9 protein-coding genes are annotated in these 20,630 nt (G+C 42.1%); 6 read left to right on the forward strand and 3 right to left on the reverse strand.

Features of this window, described 5'->3' with window-relative positions:
- The first annotated feature begins 9 nt into the window (after positions 1-9).
- The 4 genes from HRU80_09015 to HRU80_09030 are packed head-to-tail and all read left to right on the forward strand — an operon-like array spanning position 10 to position 14,130.
- The gene (locus HRU80_09015; GenBank protein ID QOJ29012.1) at positions 10-4,851 is read left to right on the forward strand and encodes a PKD domain-containing protein; all 4,842 of its coding nucleotides are present in this window, start codon (positions 10-12) and stop codon (positions 4,849-4,851) included.
- A 38-nt stretch (positions 4,852-4,889) separates the two neighbouring features.
- On the forward strand, positions 4,890-6,932 hold the full coding sequence (locus HRU80_09020; GenBank protein ID QOJ29013.1) for a HAMP domain-containing protein: 2,043 nt from the start codon (positions 4,890-4,892) through the stop codon (positions 6,930-6,932).
- 44 nt (positions 6,933-6,976) lie between these two features.
- The gene (locus tag HRU80_09025; protein ID QOJ29014.1) at positions 6,977-9,283 is read left to right on the forward strand and encodes a FecR domain-containing protein; all 2,307 of its coding nucleotides are present in this window, start codon (positions 6,977-6,979) and stop codon (positions 9,281-9,283) included.
- Positions 9,284-9,285: 2 nt separating this feature from the next.
- Positions 9,286-14,130, forward strand: a complete 4,845-nt coding sequence (locus tag HRU80_09030) for a PKD domain-containing protein (protein ID QOJ29015.1) — start codon at positions 9,286-9,288, stop codon at positions 14,128-14,130.
- Positions 14,131-14,178: 48 nt separating this feature from the next.
- On the opposite strand, the gene HRU80_09035 is transcribed toward HRU80_09030, so the two are convergent.
- The 3 genes from HRU80_09035 to HRU80_09045 form a co-directional block, all read right to left on the reverse strand.
- Positions 14,179-14,607, reverse strand: coding sequence for a CBS domain-containing protein (locus tag HRU80_09035; GenBank protein QOJ29016.1), 429 nt, complete (start codon positions 14,605-14,607; stop codon positions 14,179-14,181).
- A gap of 27 nt (positions 14,608-14,634) precedes the next feature.
- Positions 14,635-16,551 (reverse strand): molecular chaperone HtpG, encoded by a 1,917-nt coding sequence (htpG, locus tag HRU80_09040; GenBank protein QOJ29017.1) that lies wholly within the window; start codon positions 16,549-16,551, stop codon positions 14,635-14,637.
- A 169-nt stretch (positions 16,552-16,720) separates the two neighbouring features.
- A complete protein-coding gene (locus HRU80_09045) occupies positions 16,721-18,943 on the reverse strand; it encodes a carbohydrate binding family 9 domain-containing protein (GenBank protein QOJ29018.1) in 2,223 nt (740 codons plus the stop codon).
- A gap of 154 nt (positions 18,944-19,097) precedes the next feature.
- Between HRU80_09045 and HRU80_09050 the strand changes: the two genes are divergently transcribed.
- Positions 19,098-19,748, forward strand: coding sequence for a cobalamin B12-binding domain-containing protein (locus HRU80_09050; GenBank protein ID QOJ29019.1), 651 nt, complete (start codon positions 19,098-19,100; stop codon positions 19,746-19,748).
- Positions 19,749-19,847: 99 nt separating this feature from the next.
- Positions 19,848-20,630, forward strand: a complete 783-nt coding sequence (locus tag HRU80_09055) for an ABC transporter permease (GenBank protein ID QOJ29020.1) — start codon at positions 19,848-19,850, stop codon at positions 20,628-20,630.

Raw genomic sequence — 20,630 nt, forward strand, 5'->3', positions numbered from 1 at the left:
GAGCATAATTTGATTTTTTCATTCCGGTCTCATGCTGTCACTCTTTCGTTCTTTTTTCTCTTTTTAACGGGCATAACTCTCTCCCAGGAAAATATTTTTCTGGTAACCTACGGACCTAATGCTCCTACCCGTGAAGGTGATGATGATTTTAAGCAGATACTGTTTCTTAAAATTCCCTCATCGCTTAAAGACAGCGTTTATCTGCGGATTTTTGATGCCGATATTGGCGGGGGGCTGGATTCTCCTTTTGATAAGTTTGATACACAGACCAGATTTGCTTTATATGGAGGTGCCGGAGTTTATTCAGACAGGACAATCAGAGAGCAATCCACTTCTCCCGTTTCTCTGAATAACGGAGTGCTTATTCAGGAGAGTATATACGGATCTGATCCGTTTCTGGATAATAAATGGTTTAATTTTGCTTATTTTTCACCTTCCCGTGGCGAACTGATTGACGGCTACTACTACTTTAAACTGGTTGTTGAAGGTATTTCAGGGAATGATGGTAATCTGTTTGATGTTGCCCTCAGTCTGCAGGATAAAAGGAATATTGCGCCTGAAGGATCTGATCTTCTGACATTCACGCCCACACTGCGCCTTCCCGGCAAAGGAATATTCGCCGAAATGAAATTCCTGGTGCCCGTTTATACTGATGAACTTATTATCAAAAACTTCGATCTGGCAGGCGGTAAAGTTGCTGTTGAAACACCTTTCCGTTCAAATCTGACTATAGTATCGTCAGGACAGGACCAGTGGGCTGAAAGTAATATGACTTTTGATCAGAGGGAAAAGGGGAAATACAGCGCACTGAAATTTGAAGGCGGAGGCGAAATTCCTAATGATGCAACTTTTCATATTGTTACCAAGGATAATGAGCCGGTACCTTTTATCCTGCCATTTGCTGTGCGCAAACCTAACAGACGTCCGATACCCGTTGAATTGATTAAAACACTATCCGACTGTTATACCGTGGTCTTTGATGGCTCGAAGTCAACTGATCCGGATGGTGAATCTTTATCGTTCTTTTGGGATTTCGGCGATGGGAAAACCGGACAGGGTACACGAATCGCGCATACATATGAGAAATTCGGAACGTATCAGGCTGAACTGATTGTATCTGATGCATCCGGTCAGGTGGGGAACAGTTCAATAAAGAATTTTACGGTTGTTCTTAACGTGCCTCCGGATGCTGAAGCTGGTAAGGATCGTATCATTGCTCCTAATGAGGTCATTCAGTTATCTGCCTCAGATTCAAAAGATGCCGATGGTCAGATAGTCCGTTATTTGTGGGAGTTCAGTGACGGTACTAAAGCCGAGGGTATGAATATCAGCAAGAGCTTCGTTAAGCCGGGTATATATGATGTTTTTCTGCGAATTGAAGATAATTCAGATTCCCCTTGTAATTTTGATACCGATCAGTTAAAAATCTGGGTAAATGCTCAGCCGGTTGTTGATGTCGGCAGTGATATTATTGCCGCGGTCAATCAGGAAATAACTCTGAACGGCAACAAAAGCACCGACTCTGATGGTGAGATAGCCCAATATACCTGGGATTTTGGTGACGGAAATAAAGGCAGCGGGCTGATTGTTAATCATAAATATGATAAGCCTGGTAAATATACTGTAACTCTGGTTGTGACGGATAATACCGAAGTTACTAATAATTCTGCTTCTGATAAACTTGTCGTTACAGTTAACGATCAGCCGGTTGCTGCAGCAGGACCTGATATAACCGTTGCGGCAGGAGAAGTAACGCAGTTTGACGGAGGTAAATCTGTTGACCGTGATGGTAAACTGATTGATTTTAACTGGACGTTCGGCGACGGGAATAAAGCAAACGGGCAGAAAGTGACCCACACCTATAAAGCACCGGGTAAATATCCTGTTATCCTTACGGTACGTGATAATTCTACATCAATTTCTGATTTGCATACAGATACACTGCTGGTAACGGTGAACTATCCCCCGGTATCAAAAGCCGGCCCCGATCAATACGTAACCAAAAGCCTCGTAAAACTTGATGGTACTGGTTCATCTGATGAGGATGGTACCATTACAGCATACTTGTGGAATTTTGGTGATAACACTACTTCATCCGAAGCTGCTCCGGAGAAAGTATATATAAAACCAGGTACGTATAAAGTTACACTGAAGGTAACTGATGATACAAAAGTTTCAAGTAATTCAACAACAGATGAACTTACCATAACCATAAATGCAAAACCTGTGGCTGATGCCGGCCCTGATAAAATTTCAGCACCAGGTGAATCTGTGAGTTTTGACGGAGGAGGATCAAAGGACTCCGATGGTTCAGTCGTACGCTATCTCTGGAATTTCGGTGATGGTAAATCAGCTGAGGGTAAAACTGTAACGCACGTTTTTGAGAAGAGCGGTACCTATCTGGTTTCGTTAAAAGTTTTTGACAATTCCGGGCATGAAGAAGCGTTCGATATGGACGAAGCGGTTATCACGGTGAATGCCCCTCCTGTGGTTATACCAGGACCGGATATCATTGCCGCGCCTCTGGATGTTATAACCTTTGATGCTGGCCGTTCATTCGACAGGGATGGTAAAATTCAATCTTATGAGTGGAGTTTTTCTGATACATCAGCTGTGTTTAAGGGGGCAATTGTAAAAAGAAGTTTCACTAAACCCGGTACATATAAAGCTGCACTCTCAGTTGTTGATGACGGAAAAGCGAACAATTCACGTCAGGAATCTTCACTGCGTGTTGTCATCAATTCAGAACCGATTTCAAAAGCCGGAACTGATCTGGTTACCTGTGATAATACCGTTCGCTTTGATGGTTCCGGTTCATCAGATCCTGATGGCAACCCATTACTCTATATCTGGGATTTTGGTGATGGTTCTCCTGCGGATACAGGTCTGATAGCATACCATACCTATCGGAAGCCGGGGACCTATCCTGTTATACTCACTGTTGATGATGGACTGAAACTGAAAAATTCTGTTCATTCCTCCGCGATGACAGTAGAAATAAATCAGGCACCCGTTGCTGAAGCCGGGCCTGATAAAGTTGTCTGTTCCGGTGAGATTGTTTTATTCGACGGCTCCGGCTCCTATGACCCGGATGGCGGTCTGCTTAAATACTTCTGGGATTTTGGCGATGGCACCACTGCTGAAGGTCAGAACCCGACGAAAATCTATAAAGATGCCGGAACCTATCAGATTACTCTCTCAGTGAAGGATGATTCAAATCTTCCGTGCAATACTGATATTGACCAGATGATTGTTACTGTTGCTGAAGCTCCGACGGCAGATGCAGGCACAGATCAGACTGTTTGCGCTAATACGATTGTCAACTTTGATGGTTCTAATTCAAAAGACTTTGATGGCGTGATTAATAATTTTGAATGGGATTTTGGTGATGGAACCACTGGAGGAGGAGCAAAACCTACTCATGTATATACTAAACCAGGTGTTTACCGTGTTCTGCTTACCGTTACCGGTGATAATGTCGGTGAATGCGACAATATGGGCAGAGATGAACTTATTGTGACAGTGCTGGCAGCTCCGGTTGCAAAAATGAAATTTGAAAAAATTGCAGCACTTAACGCTGCGGTTATTTTTGACGGATCACAGTCAACTACCGCGACCGGGAAAATCATTGAATATATTTGGGATTTCGGAGACGGAACAACCGCTTCAGGTATTAATGTTAGGAAGAGCTATAATAAATATGGCAAATTCTTTGTAAAACTTACCGTGAAAACTGATGCGAATTCAGGATGCGAATCAACCAGCGTGATTGATTATATTATAGTGAATAATCCTCCGGTGGCAGATGCAGGTGACCCCGTGCTGGCAGGAGTGAATGATATTGTGGTCTTCAACGGAAGCCGATCAAATGACGCTGATGGTTCCGTGGTCTTTCATCACTGGAATTTTGCCGATGGTGATACTGCAACTGGCCTGCAGGTCAGACATCAGTTCAGAACCGGGGGTACTTATATCGTAAAATTGACGGTTAAGGATAATACGAGTTTATCAAATAATACCAGCCAGGATACCCTTCTTGTGGTTATTAACGAAGCACCTGTCCCGGTTATTGATATACCAGAATGGGGAGGAGTAAATAAGGAACTACTTTTCAAGGCTGACCGTTCGTTTGATAAAGATGGTTCGATTTCCTCATATCTGTGGAATTTTGGAAACGGAAATACAGGAAACGGTGCATCAGTAACACCAGTCTATACTAAACCCGGTTCTTATGAAGTTACTTTAACAGTAAAGGATAACCGTGATTTGTCAAACAGTTCTAAAACTGTATCACGAATCATTCGCATTAATCATCCTCCGTTTAGTTATGCCGGTCCTGATATGGTTGTTTGTCCTGATGAAAAAATCACATTCGACGGAAGCGGTTCGTTCGATCAGGATGGCACAATTCAGAAATATGTCTGGGATTTTGGTAACGGCAGCACTGCTGAGGGAGAGAAAGTACAGTATGCTTTTAATAAAAGCGGTACATATACTGTAAAATTAACTGTTCATGATAATTCGGGGTTACCTGAAGGCAGGGTTACCGATGAATTAATTGTTCATGTTAATGCATCACCAATAGCTGACGCGGGTGAGTATACAACAGTCTATACCGGGGGTGCTCACGATGCGGTAATGTTCGACGGACGAAAATCCAAGGATCCTGATGGCGGAACACTTCAGTACCATTGGGATTTCGGAGACGGAAACTCGGCCGTTGGGGCAGTTGTAAGCCACTATTTTAGTAAACCTGGCCAGTTTAAGGTGAAACTAACCGTAAAAGACGGAAGCGGCAAGGTTTGCGGTGAATCCAGCGATGAAAGACTATTGAATGTCATTAAACGTTAAAACAAAGTTTATTTAAGGTAAAAGAAGGCAGTACTACCATGAATCTTTCCTGGCAGAAGAAGTTATTTATTTTCGCTATTCTTACTTCCATTATTCCTCTGTTCATTTCAGGTTATGTCATGATTTCCATGACTGATGAAGAACTTAAGAGCAGTACGAATAATGAACTGATATCTACTACAGGTGCGGTAGCAGGAGAGCTAAATAATCTGCTGCTGAATACCTGGCTGGCTCCGCTTGAAATCGTAAAATCCGGTCTGGAAAATCCTTCCTTAGGTCCTGCAGAAAAAGAGGCATTACTTAATTCGATTGTTAAGAATGTGGAAGGATTTGTTTATACCGGAGTCTATTTTGAGATGAGTCCCGGTGATTTCCAGAATGCACTCTCCGCATTTAAGCCGTCCTCAAATACTGCCATTTCGGTAAATACTCCGGAATACAGAGGAGCGATTGGCGGAGTCCCTGAAGATATCGTCAAAATGCTTGAGAAGAAATCTGAGAGCGGAATGGCATATATTCTCAGTGATCCGCGTTACAATCAGAATATACAGACATGGCTGATGGAGTGTATCGTTGATATTAAAATAAGCGGTGCACCGAGAGGTATTCTTATTGCCAGAATTAATCTGAACGATTTTTTTGCCAGACTGCGTAATAACCCATTTAACAAAACAGGGAAACTGTATATCATCAACGGGGAGGGTGAAAATATAGCATCTGAGGGAAAAGAAAACCTGTCTCAGTTAAAAATTGTTCAGGATATTAAAACCCTGATTGCGCAAAAACTCAGATCCAACGGTGTTACAAGTTATGAAACGCCGGACGGGCAGGTTAAAGTTGCCAGTTTTTCTTTCCCTGAAAACCTTGACTGGGTGGTATTCGCGGAAAAGGATGAGGATGTTGCATACGCTACAGTTGATAAAATGACCTTCACGCTGTGGGTACTGGTTGCTCTTGGTCTTTTTGTTGGTATCGGAGGAGCACTCGTTTCAGGAGGCGTTATCAGTCAGCCAATCAGAAAACTTCGCAATATTGCGGAGACAATATCATCAGGTAATTTTGATGTTGAGGTTGAGTATAAGGCAAATGATGCAATTGGAACTCTGGGTAATACGCTGGTTTCGATGGCACACTCACTTAAAGAAAGCTTTAAGAAGATAGCCCTCCAGAATAAGGAACTTGAAGAATACAGTAAAACACTTGAAATTAAAGTCGAAGAGAGAACGATTGAGTTAAAAGATAAAAACACTGAACTCGAAAAAACTCTTATACAGTTAAAAGAAACGCAGGCACAACTTGTAATGCAGCAGAAACTTGCATCACTTGGTGCACTGACCGCCGGTATCGCTCATGAAATTAAAAACCCGCTGAACTTTGTTAATAACTTTGCAAAACTCACAACAGGCCTGGTGGATGAACTTCATGAAGAAATTGACCGGGTAAAAACCGATCCCGCTAAAATTGATGCAGGATATCTTGAAGAAATCTTTGGTGATATTAAAACTAATGTCACCAAGATAGGTGAACATGGTGCGCGTGCAGATAATATCGTAAAAGGAATGCTTGAGCACTCCAGAGGAGATACAGGTGAATTCCAGATGACTGATCTGAACGGGCTTCTTGCCGAGTCGCTTGATAACGGTTATAATGCAGTTAAAAATAACCGCTCTGGTTTCTTATGTGAATTAAAGAAGACTTTTGATTCTTCCATTGAGAAGATAAATATCAATCCTCAGACTTTCAGCCGGGTAATGGTTAATATTTTTGAAAATGCATTTTATGCAATGTTCAAAAAAGGTGAGGCGAAAGGATCAGGTTATAAACCCGAACTTGAACTGATTACAAAAAAATCAGGTGAGGAGGTTGAAATCAGGATTAAGGATAATGGTACCGGTATTCCTCAGAGTGTAATTGATAAAGTGTTTGAACCATTTTTCACTACAAAGCCGACTGGTGAAGGCACCGGACTTGGACTGTCTCTCAGTTATGATATTATAACACAGATTCATAAAGGCAAGTTGTCAGTTGCTTCAGTTGAAGGCGAATCTACAGAATTTATTATTACGATTCCTGTTTCTTAAAAGAAACCGGGAAACGACTTTTTTTTAATGATGTCAGACATACAATGATTAAACAAATATTTTTTGTGTTAATGATTTTTCATGGGGTGCTTCTTTTCGGACAGTCCGAAATTAAAGTTGTGGTGAAATCAGGGGAGACCGTGCGAGATATAGCGCGGGAACATCTTAAAGATCCGGATCTTTGGGAAGAGATTCTCAGAAGCAACAATCTGAAATCTCCGGAGCAGGTGAAACCGGGAATGACTCTGGTGATTCCGGTTGAATCCATCCTGAAAGCGAAAAATCAGATTTCTAAAGCGCTTAAAGCAATCAATGACGCAACCGAAGCCGGAGCAAAAACATTTGCTGCACAAAGCATTAATACGGCTATTGAACTCTATAATGAGGCTCTGGCTGAGCGAAAAGCCGGTAACTGGAAAAAGAGTTTCGATAAAGCAGTGCTTGCTGAGAAGCAGGCCGGAGAGGCTAAAAAACTTGCTGAATCAAAAAGCAAAACAACATCAGACGCGACCGTTGCCAGCGGAAAAGGAAAGATTGAATCCAAGAAACCCGCAGATCCGTTGTGGAAAGATGCCCCTGTGCGCTCAAAACTTTTTGAGAATGACCGTCTGAGAACTCTTTCAAATTCATTTGCCGAGATTCTCTTTCAGGATAACAGTAAGATAAAACTGAGCGAAAACTCACAGCTGGTGATACAGAAAGCAAGAGTTGATCTGCTTCAGAATAAATCTGAGTCTGAAGTGAAACTCGAAAAAGGAAATGCATTTGCATTCCTTTCCGGTAAATCACCTAAAAAAGATTTCAAGGTATCAGTTCCGGGTGCGGAAACTGAGGTAAATTCCAAGGCATTTTTTCTGAAAAAAGAAGAGAAATCAACAAAGATTGCCAACTATGATGGTGAGATCGCACTGAAAGGCAAGGGTAAATCAGTTGTTGTTAAAGAAAATCAGGGTTCTACGGTTAGTGATAATGGTAGTGTCTCGGATCCAAAGAACCTGCTTCCGTCACCAGGTATAAAATTCCCGGAGAATAATGCCAAGTATCTTGCTGATACAATCTCGTTTGCATGGAATCCCGTAACCGGTGCAAGAAGATACTGGTTTCAGTTAGCAACTGATAAGGATTTTAATAATCCTGTTTTTACATCTAAAACTCTGACGGTTACTTCCTATAAACTGACGCTTGAGCCGGGTGTCTATTATTGGCAGGTGTCCGCAGAGGATGCCGATGGTTTTCCAGGGCCATATACTAAACCCTCAGTATTGTTTGTTGAATCGAAGACAACCTATGCTTACTTAACCATCCAAAGTCCGCAGAATGAAACAGTTACCGATAAAGATGAAATTCTTGTTACCGGAGCTACCGATCTTGCGAATACTATCGAAATCAACAGTAATAAAGTTGATGTTGACCCGAATACCGGTTCATTCTCATTACCTGTAAAACTTACAAAAGGTAATAATTCAATAGTTGTTAAGGCAGTTAATCCTAATGGCGGAGAAAATTCCGTTACACTCAGAATCAAGTATGAAGTTGATTCAGTTATAGCTCTGCAATTTGATCCGTCTTTACTTAAAGATATGAGTGGCAGTTATATCATCCCTTCTTCTGAATTCGTATTGCGCGGAACAACAAACGCCTCTGCTCAGGTTCTGCTCAGATCAACGGTTCAGAATTACCACCTGAAGACCTTTAGTAATGAAAACGGGGAATTCACATTCACTCTTCAAAAGTTTACCAGGGCAGATTCGTTTTATACTACTATAGTTAGCCGTTCCGGCCACAGATCTGTATTTGCCGACCGGTTTGTTCTTGATGATGTGCAGCCGGTTATTACGTTAAGCAGCGAGCCTCCTCAATTTACCAATAAAAAAATGCTTGAAATAACAGGCTCCTGCAATAATGTCAGAACTATTGAAGTTGCTTCTGGTGAGGCAGTTATTAATGGCGAAACATTTTCGTACCGTACCGAACTCAGGCCGGGTCAGAATCAGATTGACCTGACTGCTGTTGCTCCAAATGGCAGAACCATGGTTATCAGACGGAATATATATCTTGATCTTGAAGCACCTGTTCTGGGTGCTTATAACATGACTCCGCTAAAAGTGCCTGCAGACCGTTATATTACCGTTACCATAGCTGCTACTGATATTTCAGGCTTAAAGCGGACAGCCAAACTTATCTATTCCGCCGGAGAGGATGTATTTTCAGAGACACTGCTGTATAATGATGCGGCAGGAATGTATCAGGGCAGATTTCTGGTCCGGGCAAAAACTAATACGGATTTAATTCTCAGGTCTGTTCTTCTGGAGGACTATTTTGGCAATTTCAAAGAGTACAAACTGAAATGACAATGATTTTATTTAAAAAACTATTTCTCGCAATCTTTTTATTTGTAGTTTTCTGCTCACCGGAGATATTTACGCAGGAAAGCATTAAATATATTACTTATGGAACCGGAACCCAGACTAAAGAAGGTGATGATGATTATCGTGAAGTATTTATTATTCGCGTTCCGGAAAATTATCGTAACAAACTGTATCTTCGCGTATTTGATATTGATTGCGGCGGTATGAATGATTTTCAGGGAACCGCTCCCTGGAATACAAAAACTCTTTTTACCTTCTCAGGAGGAAGCCAGACTGAACCGCTCGAAGGATTATTTACTGCTGAAGCGGATGAAAATGCAATGCGATCCGGAAGGATACTAAAATCCGAAGCATTTGGAGAATCTGGCATTGCCGATAATGACTGGATGACGTTTGCTTCATTTTTGCCTTCTGACGGTTTTCTTATTAATGGATACTACTACTTCCGTTTTACAGGAGAAGGCAGAGAGGGAACTAACGGAAACGTCTTTGATATATATGTTAGTACTTCAGAACTGCTGAATACACCTGCTGAGAGGGTAGAGGTTCTTAATTATTCACCCACCATCCGTCTATTGAAAAAAGACGGAAGTGCAGCGTTACGATTCAGAATTCCGGAGGGAGTCAGATCGTTAGAGATAAAGGATTTTGATGCTGCTGGTGCTGATCTGAGACTAAGAACTGCATTACGGCAGGATATTGCTCTTAAATCATCTGGTGACGGTGTATGGGCATCAAACACTGTTAGTCTGGTTAAAGAGGAAGATGGAAGAGGAGCTTCGGTTGTTTTTGGACAGGGCGGGGAGTCACCAAATGATGCAACATTTAAGGTCATTGCTGAGGATGGACAGGAACTCCCTTTTCTTTGTCCGATCTATCCTGCTGAAATGAACTCCGTTCCGAAACTGGCTTATACGTTTGATTATGTTGCAGACTGCTATTCAGTTGTTTTTGATGCTTCTCAGACAACCGATGCTGAAAATAACAAACTTTCCTTCAAGTGGAGTTTTGGTGATGGTAATTTCGGAGAAGGGAACAGGGTAGTTCATAAATATGCCGGACAGCAGATTTATGATGCATACGTTGTTGTAAGTGATAACTCTAAATCTGATTTTAACAGCAGTATTACATTCTTTAAAGTTAAAGTTAATAAACCGCCGGTTGCAATTTTTCAGGAATCAGTTGTTCTCGCCCCTGGTGAAGAGTTCATCTTTGACGGCAGTTCATCATATGATGAAGATGATGGTCTGAAAAATTACCTTTGGGATTTTGGTGATGCATCAAAGCGGGAAGGTAAATCAGTTAAATATGCATACCAGAGAACCGGAAGATTCAGCGCAAGATTGTCAGTTACTGATAACTCAACAAGTCCTTGCAACACTGCCTCAACTGATTTTTCAGTATGGGTGAATGTAAAACCAGTTGCTTACGCAGGTGAGGATCAGAGTGCTGCGCCGGGTGAAAAGGTTCGTTTTGACGGAAGCCGCAGCAGGGATGATGATGGCCAGATTTCAAAGTATTCCTGGAATTTTGGTGATGGCAGTTCTGCTGAGGGAGTGAATGTGTCACACTCTTATACAAATCCCGGCACCTATACCGTTACTTTAACAGTCACTGACAATGCAGGTGCAAAAAACAGTACTGAGAGTGACCAGATGGTTGTGATTGTTAACAGTACTCCGGTTTCGAAAGCAGGTCCGGATAAAATTGCTGCAGAAAATGAAACTCTTCTTTTTGACGGCTCCCAGTCAACTGATTCAGACGGATTTATTACTGAATATCATTGGGATTTTGGAGACGGAAATAAAGCAAAAGGTGTAAAAGCCGCTCATTCATATCCTAAAGCCGGGAGGTATCAGGTTACTCTCACTGTTATTGATAATTCCGGAACCTCCTCAAATACATCTTCCAGTACTCTTACGGTTATCGTAAACTCCAGACCAGTCGCTGTTGCCGGCAATGATGAAGTTATCACCCGTAGTGAGTTTCAGTTTGACGGAACCTCATCAAGTGATCCGGATGGCAAGGTTCTCAAATATTATTGGGAGTTTGGAGACGGCAAAACCAGTACTGAAGCAGCACCAAAGCATTTTTATGAAAAACCGGGTGTATATAAGGTTCGTCTTACAGTTACTGATGATACAAAAACAATAAATAATTCCTCGGTATCAGAGTTTGAACTTGTAGTAAATGCTAAACCGGTTGCGGATGCCGGTCCTGATCTGTTAGGTGCACCAGGACAGGTGCTTCGTTTTGACGGTTCCCGTTCTTTCGATTCTGATGGAGCGATAGCAGATTACAAATGGGATTTCGGTGATGGTAATTCAGCCTCCGGAGCAATTGTTCAGCATTCATTCGCTTCTCCGGGTATTTACTATGCCCGTCTCACGGTAAAAGATAATACCCAGCAGACCAATGCAATTGATTTTGACGAAGTTAAAATCATCATTAACGAAAGACCGGTTGCAAATGCTGGCAGAGATATAGTTACCGCACCAGGTCTTAACGTAATCTTTGATGGACTCGGTTCTTTTGATAAGGACGGAAAAATTGATTCATACATATGGAGTTTTTCAGATGAAACAGATATCTCTGCTGGTTCAACTGTAACCAGATCTTTTAGTGCATCGGGTATTTATACCGCTGTGCTTGAGGTTAAAGATAATTCGGCCGCTATAAACAATAATGCTTTTGATACTGTTGTTATCAGAGTTAACTCTGCGCCTACGGCACGGGCAGGGAGCAATATATTTACCTGTGAATCAAAGCTTATCTTTGACGGCAGCGCTTCAACGGATCCTGATGGTGACCCTCTGATTTTTACGTGGAATTTTGGAGACGGCACCAAAATTGAGACAGGAGCAAGGGTAATCCATGAATATACAAAGGGCGGAACTTATCCGGTAATTCTGACCGTTGATGACGGTTTAGGTCTTCCAAATTCTGTTTCAACTTCTTCCATTACAGTAAAAATTAACGAACCTCCGGTAGCTTTTGCGGGTGAAGATATCACCGTCTGTGCAGGTGAAGTAGTGAGGTTCAATGGTGCGGGATCAAGTGATCCTGAAGGAGGATTTCTACGCTATACATGGGATTTTGGTGACGGTACGGGTGCAGATGGAATTAACCCGACCAAAATATATAAAATTGGCGGCAGTTACCTTGTCCGTCTGAAAGTTGAAGATGACTCAGGGTTGCCATGTAATACAACATACGTAACCAAATCGGTAACCGTAATTGAGTCTCCGGTCGCGTTTGCAGGTGATGATCAGATTGTCTGCCTGAATTCTGTTGTACGCTTCGACGGCTCAAAGTCAAAGGATAATGACGGAGTAGTTAATAATTATCTGTGGGATTTTGGTGACGGGTCTACCGGCGGCGGACCTAATCCGACACATATATATACAAAATCCGGTACCTATAACGTCAGATTAACTATAACAGGTGATTTGATCGGCCAGTGCGATAATACTCACACTGATGAACTGATCGTCCAGGTATTTGATGCTCCGATTGCTGATTTTTCACTTCCTCTCATCTACCCGAGAGATCAGGAGCTTATCTTAACAACTGAAGGAACGAACACCTTTAATGATCAGATTACCGGAGTGAAGTGGGATTTCGGTGACGGGACGGTCTCAACTGAGAACGTAGGGCGCCATATCTATAAAAAAGAAGGCAAATATACGGTAACCCTGACAATTTTTACGAACTCAACCACTGAGTGTAAATCTGCGACTGCTCAAAAAATTATCGTCATCAATGCACCTCCTTCAGCAGATGCAGGCAATGATGTCTATTCAGGTATCGGGCAGGAAATCCTTTTTGACGCAGGCCGCTCGGTTGATGCCGATGGTTCTATTGTCTCCTATGACTGGGATTTTGGTGACGGCAACAAAGCACGCGGCGTAAACGCACGTCATAAATATTCGCAGGGTGGTACCTATACAGTAACACTTACCGTACGCGATAACACCAGTCTTTCCAATAATACAGCAGTTGCGGCAATAAAAGCGTATATTAATTTTACTCCGGAACCGGTAATCATCAGCAGGGACTTTGTTTGTGCCGGAGAAATTGTGAGTCTCAGTGCAATTTCGTCAAAAGATGCTGATAATGATAAACTGACTTATGAGTGGGAATTAGGTGATGGTTTTACTACCAATAAAACTGAATTTACACACAGCTATCTTTTGCCGGGTACATATACAATTACGCTGGTAGCAAATGATGGCAAAAAGTTTGCAAACAGTCAGAATAAAACTATAAAACAGATAGTGGTAAATAACAAACCTGTTGCAGAAGCGGGGAGAGATATCGTTGTCTGCCCTGGTGAAAAAGTTATTCTCGATGGTTCAGGGTCCTATGATCCTGACAGAGATAAATTAACTTTTCAATGGTTTTCAGGCACGACCCTGATAGCGGAAGGAATAAAAGCAGAAACTGTATTCAATACACCTGGAATTGAGAAAGTTACTCTCAAAGTAACCGATGACAAAGGTACCATTTGCTCGGAGGCCTCGGATGAAATGATCGTGACGGTTAACAGCAGTCCTGCTGCAGTTCCTTCATTCAGAAGCATTGAGGTATTTACCGGCGGTGCACATGATCAGGTTTTATTTGATGCTTCAGCCAGCAGTGATGCTGATGGGGATGTTCTAAATTATAATTGGGACTTTGGAGGCGGAATCAGACTTTCTGGTTCTAAAGTGTATCATTACTTTGATAGACCAGGAACGTACAAAGTACTGCTCACGGTAAGTGATGGAAAAGGAACTACCTGCAGTTCATCAATGGAAGAAATTACGGTAACGGTTAAAATCCGTTAATGGAATGAAAAAAGGGGTTCCTGATTTCAGGAACCCTTTTTAGTTTTATCAGCCTGCTATATATCGTTCCAGTTCAGAGATAGTATCCTGTTTGTCTTCTATGACGGCTTTTACTGCATCTCCAATTGAAATGATGCCCTGCAAAACACCATCAGTCACCACAGGAAGATGTCTGATGTGTTTATTAATCATCAGAGACATACATTCCTCAGCATTAGTTTTATCATCAACAATAAGAACTCTGGTTGTCATGATTTCCCTGACAGTAGTCTCACGGGAGGATTTGCCGGTAAGTATTACTTTACGGGCATAATCCCTCTCACTCAGAATACCGGCAAGCTGACCGTTTTCCAGTACAAGCAGTGCACCGACATTCTTCTCTGCCATTTGTACGAGTGCTTCATAGACGGTATCGTCTGGGGAAAGTGAGTAAATACTACTGCCTTTCTTAGCAAGGATCTCACGAACTATTTTCATTATTGCCTCTTTTTGTTAACGGGAACGTTATTTGGAATCTTTGCCTTTCAGATACCAGCCGGCTGCATCGGTCATCAGATCGAACGACTTTTCAACAAGCTGATATGATTCATTGAGCTCGCCTTCATAAAGCATTGATATCAGATACAGCTGGTCAAAGTATCTCTGAAGCAGTGCATCAGATTTATCAAGCTTATAAATAGCAATCATTTCTCTGATGAGTTTGTGATCTTTATTAACTTCAAGTACCTTCGGAGGAACGGGGATATCCTGACCGCTCATTCTCATCATCTTCAGCATCGCCGAAGACATTCCCTCATCCTCACTTGCGAGCACCACAGGGCTTTCTTTCAGTCTTTTTGAGAGAATTACCTTCTTTACCTTATCACCCAGGCTGTCCTTCCATTTTTCGAGGATGCTGTCTAGGTGCTTCTTATCTTCTCTAGAGAGTTCTTCAACAGAAGGTTTTTCTTCAGGGTTAATATCGTCAAATTTATTCAGAGAATCAAAATCCGCCGAGTTTGCCGCCTTGAAAGTAAAATCCTTGTATTTAAACATACTGGAAATCACATACTCGTCAATCGGGTCATAAACAAACAAGACCGGTATGCCCTTCGATCTGAAAGTATCCAGAAAAGGGTTCTTGAGGAGTGCAGCACGGCTTGTGGCAGTGATGAAAAAGATTTCCTTCTGGTTGTTTACCATCCGGGATTCATATTCCTCAAGTGAGGTCAGGTCCTCTTCTTTATCGGAGTAACTGGCATTAAAGCGCAGAAGCTGAGCAAATTTTTCCCTGTTCATGAAGTCCTGGTAACCCAGCTTAAAGATCTTGCCATGTTCTTTCCAGAATTTAGCGAAATCCTCAGGCCGGTCTTTTGCCATTTTGATGAGGTGGTTAAGAATCTGAGAGGTAATGCTTGTTGAGATTCTGCTGAAATTGGCATTTTCCTGAAGAGTCTCACGGGAGATGTTGAGAGGAATATCCTCTGAATCAACCACGCCTTTAATAAATCCAAGGTATTCCGGTATCAGATCTTTATTCTTATGCTGAATCAGAACTTTGCGTACGTACAGATCCAGCCCCATATCTTCCTTCATCATACCGAAGAAATCGAGGCTCTTTTCAGGTATGAAAAGCAGGGCATTAAACTGCAGAGGTGCATCTACTGAAACATGTATTACATCAAGGGGAGGATTTGAATCATATGTCAGGAATTTGTAGAACTCCTGATAGTCTTCCTTTTTGATGGAAGATTTGCTCTGAAGCCAAAGTGCGGGGAGGGTATTAATTTTCTCTTTTTCCACAAAAACAGGGAAATTGATAAAATTGGAGTGGTTTTTAATGACACTTTTTACTGTATCTACCTCTGAATACTGTTTAGTGTCCTCCTTCAGCCAGATTTCAATTCTGGTACCTCGTTCGATTTTTTCATCAGACTCTCCTACGGTAAATTCTCCGAGCCCGTCTGACTCCCAGGCTACCGCTTCCGCACCGGGAGTAACGCTGCGGGTGGTAATCTGGACTTTTGATGCTGCCATAAATACTGAATAAAACCCGACACCGAAACGGCCGATCAGATTTCCGGTGTCCCCCTTGCTCTCTTTTAGCTGGTTGATAAATTCAGCAGTGCCAGATTTGGCAATAGTTCCGATGTTATTGATCAGTTCTTCCCGGGTCATACCGATACCGGTATCCTCGATTGTCAGCTTGTTTTTGTCTTTATCGCAGGAAATCCTGATTTCAAGCGGGAGGTTCTTCCCGTTCATTTCCTCATTAGTCAGGGTATGGATCCGGACCTTATCAAGCGCATCATTTGCATTCGAAATAAGTTCCCGTATGAAAATCTCCCGTGATGAGTAAAGTGAGTGGACAAGAATATCTAATAACTGCCGGACTTCGGCTTTAAATTCGAATTTTTCAGCATGTATTGGTTCATGAGACATACATATTTCTCCTAAATTTTATAAATAATGGTGGCAAAGATAAATTTTATGCAGTTCAATTTCAAGGAATTGATTATGTCAGAAGGAATCGGAGGGTTTTAGCGGCTTTAGCGGTAATCCTATGGGCAGATCAGGAGGAGGGGATACACCCTTCCTCCGAGATCTGGTTTTAATGGTTTGAAAACAGGTACTGAAATTTGAGAAAATACTGCCGGTTGTTTTGTTTAAGATTGTAGGGTGCTGCATACTCCCGCATCGTGTGGGTTGAGCCGATATAAAATATGGTGAAAGGGTTCAATTTGTACGAAAACAGAGGAAATACCGAAACTTCTCCCGAGAAAGAATTGTAATCAGTGATTAACCTGAGGAACATCTGACGGGAAAACTGGTATGTGCTGATATTTCGGAGGATATACCCGTCATATAGAAGTTCATCGTTTTTCTGAGATCTGAGACCGGCCCTTTCGAATTCAATATCCGACTGTAATTGTTCAGTCGGTTTGAAGCTCGCTCCGAAAGCAAACTGATGCCCTTTACCAACCTCCGGAGAATCGCCCCGGTAAATAATTTTTCCGAATTCAGTACTAAGATACATACTCAGCCAGCTAAGGGGAGTAGTGTTCAAATTAATAAACCAACGGTTCACTTTCCTCAGATCAGTCTGACCGAAAAACTCTTCATTCAGTGGTAAAAAACCAACAAAAAGTCCTGAATTACCCGCGAAACCAATATTTCCGCCCAGCATCAGCCAGCGTTCCTTGCGGATATTATCATAATTGAAATCAAGGCCTCCCCGGAAGAAAAATGAAATCCGGGTGATAAATGAACTGTCATAATTTTCGGTATAGCCGTTCTCAAGCTGGATATCACGGCTGTTATTACGGTTAAGAAAACCCAACGGTGAGATGAAAGCGGGAGAATGGTCACGATAAACTAAATCCAAATAATGATTTCTTGCCTGTCTCTCCAGCCGGACTATGGCTCCGAACCCCCCATATTCTTCACCATTTAATGAAGCATCCTTGTTCATTGAACCAAATTTTCTGTCTTCATTAAAGAGTAAGGTATCATTAATTTCCTTATTTAACGAAGCAGCTACCTGACCGGTAAAATAAAAATTCGTAAGAAACAGATAGCTCCAGTCGATTCCGGCATAATAGGCAGCCCCTGAATTAAAATTTCTTAAAGCTACCAACCCGCCAAAATAATCATTCTTCTGACCATTGAGACGCGCTCTCAGAATATTGCCGTATGAGGCGAGTCCGGTGTTAATAAAATCACTTCTTTCCTCTCCCGGAATGATCAATGGAGAATTTCGGTCGTAAGATGAGAGAAGTGCATAAGAAACATTTCCTGCTTTTCCGGTAACCTTTGCAGCCAGTAAAGGATCATTAATCATTCGGGAATAAAATGAAGAGATTGGGGAACGGTAAATCTCACTTCCCTCAAAAAAGAAGGGGCGTTTTTCCTGATAGAACAGTGAAAAGGTACTGTTTACACTGATTTGCTGAGCATCTGACTCCACCTGGCTGAAATCAGGGTTTACTACTGCTTCAATGGTAAGAGAAGGGCTTGGGACTATCTTAAATCCGCTTCCTAACCGCCCTTTAAGCGGTCCATTATCAAAGGCGGAGGCAGGATCGTCGCTGTCCAGCAGATTACCGGACTGATATCCTGTCACAAAGGGAAGAATTTCATATCCAACCGGAACACTAATCTCGGAAATACCCTTCAGTTCAGCACTTTGGCAGGTGAAACAGGGGTCATTTCTGTCAATTTTATTTGATGAAAAGATGTAACGGTCAGCGCGGGGGAAATTACGGATGAACATAATCTTCCAGGTGTGCTGATCCTTATTCTGAAAACGCAACGATTTGAAAGGTATTGCCATTTCAATGGTATAGCCTTGCTCGTGCATCAGGGCTGAGGATTGCCAGATGAGATCATAGGTATCATCCTCATTATTCCCGGTTCGCAGAATATCACCCTGAACGCCGTGCGGATTTACGAATAGCTCGTATGCGCTCTGGCCATCGCCGTAGGTATCTAAAATCAGCCCAACAAAGTCATCCCTGTAAATACGATCACGATCGGTCAGATTTGACCTGATTTGTGATGGCGCCGGGTCAAGGCAATAGAAACTTACATAGAGGTACTCATTGCTGAATAGAATTCTGACTATGGTTTCCGCTCTTGCCGGAGTGTTATCCCCGGGTTGAATCTCAAAGGGGATTCCGGTTTGAGCTGCGGCATCCCATGCGGGCTCCAGCACGCCGTCTATAACGATCGGAGTATTTACCCTGGCCGCCGTAAGAGTCTCAAGTGAAGAAGCACCACCGGCATAATCAGCCCGGGGGATTAATAAAATAAGTAAAAGTAGTAAAAAACTCATATCCTGCGAAAATTAATGACACAAGTTACCATAAACAAGGTTAGAGGATGAAAATTTATGATAAATGGAACTAATCAGGGGTAAAGTAAGGTTTTACTTGAATGAAATTCTGCGAAAAACTATCTTGCAAATCGTTTAACAACTGTTATTACCGATGATCAAACAAATAACCTATCTTACTTTTCTTGATGCCCTTCTGGCGGGAGATAAATTACTTTGCCAGTCAATTGTCAAGAATCTCGTTGACAATAAAATTCCTGTAGAGACAATCTATTTTGACCTTTTTCAAAAAGTTATGTATCGTATAGGAACCATGTGGGAAAAAAACCAGATTTCCATCCCCGTTGAGCATCATGCAACCCAGATCATTGATGAACTGATATCAGTTACGCTGAATGCCAGTCAGAAGGAAGAAGGGAATGGCAAGAGATGCATTATTTCCTGTGTTGATAAAGAGTACCATCTGCTCGGTGCAAAAATGGTGTCGTACATCTTTGAACTTAATGGCTGGGATACCATATTTTTGGGTGCAAGCACCCCCCCTAAAACCCTGGTGAACTATGTTATGGAGAAAGATCCGCATGTTGTCGGTCTTTCAAATAATTTCCACCTCAATTTTCTTCGCCTATTAGAGACCATCGAACTTATCAAGCAGGCAAGACCCAATCAGCAGATTTATCTCGGCGGGCAGGCAATAGGTCAGGTAGCCGATAAGCTTCCAAAGGAACATGAAGGAGTAAAAATCTTCCATTCAATTATGGATTTAAACAAGCATCTGAAGGAAATCTCGCTCCAGACTGCCTGATAAAGAAATCAGGGGGGAACTGTTTTTTATGTTCCCTAAAGTTTGTACTTTTCCCCGTAAATTTTCATCATTCTTCAATAGCGGCTAATTTCAGGAAAAATGACGGGTTTCATGGTTTCTTATTTTAAGCGAAAGGGGGATGGTCTTTTTGAGACGTTCAGATATATATTTGAAGTCTTTTCGGACCTGGTTACCTTCCGAAAACAGACCCAGATTTCAGCAATCGTTTTCTTCCGGCAGATTCTATTCACGGGGTTTGATGCGCTAAGTATAATCGTCCTGATCGCCGCGGCAATAGGGGGCATTATGGTAATTGAGGGGAATTCAGTTCTCCCCGGTTTTACTCAAAGCAAAATCTTTTATAATATTCTTATAAGTATAGTTTTCCGGGAGCTTAGCTGCCTGCTCACAGCGTTCATTATCGTTGCCCGCTCTGGAACTGCTATTTCTACAGAACTGGGGAATATGACTATTAATCATGAAATTGAGGCATTGCTTTCCTTCGGGGTTTCACCCATTACGTATCTTGTAGTCCCGCGTGTTTTGGGAGTTGTGGCCGCCATGGTGATTCTCTCCATATATTTCAACGTTGCTGCCGTATTAAGCTGCTGGGCACTGAGCAGTATGTTTGTGCCGGTATCGCTCGATGATTTTCTTATGTACGTTTTTGCTGAATTAAGCATTACTGATCTTATTTCAGGTGTTGTCAAATCAGTTGTATTCGGATTGGTCATTTCCTTAATTTCTACGTATCAGGGCTTGCAGGTTAAAATTGCCACAACCGAGGTGCCGCAAAGAACTATCAAAGCTGTGGTTCTTTCTCTAACCTGGATAATCATCCTTGATGTTTTGTTAACCATTCTGTTCTTCTTTACGGTCTGA

Source organism: Ignavibacteriales bacterium, assembly GCA_015709675.1.
GTDB lineage: Bacteria > Bacteroidota > Ignavibacteria > Ignavibacteriales > Ignavibacteriaceae > H2-BAC3.